The 3,911-nt window shown below is 59.3% G+C and carries 4 protein-coding genes and 1 tRNA gene; 3 read left to right on the top strand and 2 right to left on the bottom strand.

The genetic code is table 11. The features are described from left to right. Window positions 1-1,139: IMP dehydrogenase (locus ACT8X9_RS12975; protein WP_444269271.1), on the top strand; the 1,139-nt coding region annotated here is incomplete at its 5' end. Here the strand turns inward: ACT8X9_RS12975 and ACT8X9_RS12970 are convergent. After that, window positions 1,126-1,284, bottom strand: coding sequence for a hypothetical protein (locus tag ACT8X9_RS12970; protein WP_444269270.1), 159 nt, complete (start codon window positions 1,282-1,284; stop codon window positions 1,126-1,128). The two genes, ACT8X9_RS12975 and ACT8X9_RS12970, sit on opposite strands and share 14 nt — an antisense overlap. A gap of 166 nt (window positions 1,285-1,450) precedes the next feature. Between ACT8X9_RS12970 and ACT8X9_RS12965 the strand changes: the two genes are divergently transcribed. Next, complete coding sequence (locus ACT8X9_RS12965; RefSeq protein WP_227619968.1) at window positions 1,451-2,968, top strand: nicotinate phosphoribosyltransferase; 1,518 nt, start codon at window positions 1,451-1,453, stop codon at window positions 2,966-2,968. Between the two features lie 74 nt (window positions 2,969-3,042). Continuing rightward, a tRNA-Leu gene (locus ACT8X9_RS12960) sits at window positions 3,043-3,126 on the top strand. A 103-nt stretch (window positions 3,127-3,229) separates the two neighbouring features. On the opposite strand, the gene ACT8X9_RS12955 is transcribed toward ACT8X9_RS12960, so the two are convergent. Beyond that, the coding region (locus ACT8X9_RS12955; protein ID WP_444269269.1) for a tRNA 2-thiocytidine biosynthesis TtcA family protein at window positions 3,230-3,911 on the bottom strand (682 nt) is incomplete at its 5' end.

The following is a 3,911-nucleotide window of genomic DNA, read 5'->3' as shown; positions in this document are numbered from 1 at the left end:
GCACCGGCCACTCCACCATCGCCATCACCGCCGACGGCACCCCCAACGGCAAGCAGCTGGGCATCGCGGCGTCGCGCGATTACCGCGGCAACAACACCCCCGACGATGCCTCTGTCACCACCTTCATGACCCCCATCGAGAAGCTGGTCACTGCTCCGGAGAACACCTCTCTGCACGACTGCAACAACATCATCTGGGACAACAAGATCAACACCCTACCTCTGGTGGACGCCGAGGGCAACCTGAAGTATATCGTCTTCCGCAAGGATTACGACTCCCACAAGCAGAATGCCAACGAGCTGCTGGATAAGAACAAGAGCTATGTGGTCGGCGCCGGCATCAACACCCGCGACTACGCCCAGCGCGTGCCCGCACTGGTGGAGGCTGGTGTAGACGTCCTCTGCATCGACTCCTCCGAGGGCTACTCTGAGTGGCAGAGCCGCACCATCGGCTGGATCCGTGAGCACTACGGTGATACCGTCAAGGTGGGCGCAGGCAACGTCGTGGACGCCGAGGGCTTCCGCTTCCTCGCCAAGGCTGGCGCAGACTTCGTGAAGATCGGCATCGGCGGCGGCTCCATCTGCATCACCCGTGAGACCAAGGGCATCGGCCGCGGTCAGGCTACCGCTGTCATCGAGGTGGCCAAGGCCCGCGATGAGTACTACAAGGAGACCGGCATCTATGTGCCCATCTGCTCTGACGGCGGCATCGTCCACGATTACCACATCACTCTCGCTCTGGCCATGGGCGCAGACTTCGTCATGCTGGGCCGCTACTTTGCCCGCTTCGACGAGAGCCCCACGAACAAGGTGCGCATCAACGGCCAGTATATGAAGGAGTACTGGGGCGAAGGCTCCAACCGTGCCCGCAACTGGCAGCGCTACGACCTCGGCGGCTCCACCAAGCTGAGCTTCGAGGAGGGCGTGGACAGCTACGTCCCGTATGCCGGCCCGCTGGCGGACGGCGTCCAGACCACTCTGTACAAGGTCAAGAGCACCATGTGCAACTGCGGCGCACTCTCCATCCCCGAGCTGCAGCAGAAGGCCAAGCTGACCGTCGTGTCCTCCACCTCCATCGTCGAGGGCGGCAGCCATGACGTCGTGCTGAAGAACGCTACCCCCAGCATCATGAACGGCTGAGTTTGAAAAAATGAGCACCTGCGGCGCTGATGAGGCGCTGCGGGTGCTTTTTGCATCCACAGAAGCAGGGGAGAGCCGCCCCGAAACGGCGGAATAAAATGCCGGTAAAGAACTTGCAAAAAACATTTTTCTTTTCTGCCGTCATTTTCTGCCAAAACCTCTTGCGTCGGCCCGTCAAAGATGCTATAGTGGTACAAACGCCCTGTCATGACAGGGCGAAACGTGCGCTGTGCCCGAAAATGCGCGGTGGCGCAGAGCTGGTTTGGCAGCACCCGCTGTGAGGGTGTGCAGAAAAAGAGAGGAAACTTTTCATGAGTGAGATCAAAGTTGTGCCGTACATCCCGGATGAGGACTACGACAATCCGGCAATGGTCGTTGATTTTTATGAGTTCACGATGGCCAACTGCCTGTTTTTAAACGGCTTTAAGAACACCACCCTTGTCTTCGATATGTTCTTCCGCAAGAACCCGGACAATCAGGGCTATTCCATCAGTGCAGGCCAGCGCAAGCTGACCCGTTTCCTGCTGAACTACCACTTCAACGAGCAGGACGTCCACTGGCTGCGTACCAAGGGCATGAGCGAGGAGTTCTGCGAGTATCTGCGCACCTACCGCTGGAAGGGCGATATGTACGCCCTGCCGGAGGGCACGGTCTGCTATCCTCATGTCCAGATGGTGCGCATCGAGTGCGACCTCGTGGGCGCGATCCTCATCGAGACCTACCTGCTCCAGACCATGAACTTCCACAGCCTCATCGCCACCAAGGCCACCCGCATCACCGGCCTGAACACCCACACCCCACGCAGCGTCATGGAGTTCGGCACCCGCCGCGCACAGGGCGAGAGCGCAGGCAACGACGGCGCATATGCGGCCGTTCTGGGCGGCTGCATCGGCACGGCCAACTGTCTGGCGGAGATGAAGTTCGGCTCTGAGGTCAAGGCCGTGGGCACGGTGGCCCACAGCTTCATCGAGTTCTTCCCGACCGAGTTCGACGCCTTCAAGGCCTTTGCCGATACCTACCCGGACTCGGTGAGCCTGCTGCTGGACACCTACAACATCATGGAGAGCGGCCTGCCCAATCTCATCAAGCTGGACGACTACCTCATCGAGAAGTATCCCAATGACCCCAACCGCCGTGTCAAGAGCGCCCGCATCGACTCCGGCGACCTTGCCCGCGGCTCCAAGCGTCTGCGCAAGGCGTTGGATGCAGCAGGGAAGTCCTACATCAAGCTGGTGGCCTCCAACGGTCTGGACGAGAAGAAGATCGCCAACATGGAGCTGTACGAGCACGCACACTTCGACTCCTACGGCGTGGGCGAGAACCTCATCACCTCCGCCTCGGACCCCGTCTTTGGCGGCGTGTACAAGCTGGTGGCGGTGAAGCGGCCGGACGGCACTTACCAGCCCAAGATGAAGTGCTCTGACTCTGCCAGTAAGGCCATCATCCCCGGCAAGAAGATGCCGTGGCGTCTCTATGACGAAAATGGTCAGGCCCAGTGCGACCTCATCGCAATGGACGGCGAGGTCATCGAGGCGGGTAAGCCGGTCACGATGGTCAACCTCGACTCCGACGCCATCGAGCGCACCGTCACCTTCGTCCCCACCCGGGTCAAGCAGCTGCTGGTGCCCCACATCCTGCACGGTGAGCTGGCCATCGAGCTGCCCTCCATCGCGGAGAAGAAAGCCTATATCGCAAAGCAGCTCACCGAGGAGACTTGGGAAAGTGAGCTGCGCATCGAGATGCCCCATAAGCACTACGTCAACATGACCCCGGCCGTGGCGGACTGCCGCTCCCGTATGTACGCAGAGCTGCACGGCGGCAAGGTTTAACTTGACAAAACAGCATTTCTATTGTATCATATGAGCTGCCGCTTGCAGGAATGTGGGCGGCAGCTCATTCAGAAGCCGCTGTGGTGAAATTGGCAGACACGAGGGACTTAAAATCCCTTTCTGGAGACAGAGTACGGGTTCGACCCCCGTCGGCGGCATGGAAAAGCCCCCGGAAGCGTAACGCTGCGCTTCCGGGGGCTTTTTGCGTCTCGTGAAAAGATACTGGACTTGGGTATTTGCTCTATCGGAGGGGGTATTATATTACTCCTTGTTAAGTTCTTCCTCCTGCGCGTGGAACCGCTCAAGGAAGCTGTGCTCCACGCCCTCGGATTTATAGCCGGGCATGGTGTCCAGCGCCACGGCGTGGATGCTGCGGAAGATGCTGTTCTCGATGTTAGGGTTGTCGCGTTTCAGTCGGCGGAGCAGGATCTTCGTCTCCTGCCGCTTGGAACCGCCACCGCCATTGTCGCACATGGTGCAGTTCTCAGTGAAGCGGCAGGCGCACTGGATGAATTCCAGCTCGTTGTATCGCTTCCATGCCAGAATGTCCTCCTCCCGGATGCAATACATCGGGCGGATGAGGGTCATGCCGGGAAAACTGGTGCTGTGGAGCATGGGGGGCATGGCCTGCAGCTGAGAGCCGTAGAACATACTCATGACGGTGGTCTCGATGACATCGTTGAAGTGATGGCCCAGTGCGATCTTGTTGCAGCCCAGCTCCTTGGCCTTGCTGTAGAGGTGGCCGCGGCGCATCCGGGCGCAGAGATAGCAGGGGTTCTTGTCGGTGTTGTTGGCCACCGAGAAGATGTTGCTCTCAAAGATGGTCACGGGGATGTGGAGAAGCTCGGCGTTGGATTCGATCTTCTGGCGGTTGATCTCGTTGTAGCCGGGGTCCATCACGAGAAAGACCAGTTCAAAGGGCACATCGCAGTCTGACTCATAA

Origin of the sequence: Faecalibacterium sp., from assembly GCF_052358865.1 — a bacterium.
Lineage (GTDB): Bacteria > Bacillota > Clostridia > Oscillospirales > Ruminococcaceae > Faecalibacterium > Faecalibacterium butyricigenerans.
Note: the sequence above shows the minus strand (reverse complement) of the source record. Positions and strands in the feature narration are given on the sequence as shown.

Bases quoted from the DNA above. Each gene is read 5' to 3' on its own strand.
- ACT8X9_RS12970 (WP_444269270.1), bottom strand. From the start codon at position 1,284: ATGACGGCAGAAAAGAAAAATGTTTTTTGCAAGTTCTTTACCGGCATT.
- ACT8X9_RS12965 (WP_227619968.1), top strand. From the start codon at position 1,451: ATGAGTGAGATCAAAGTTGTGCCGTACATCCCGGATGAGGACTACGAC.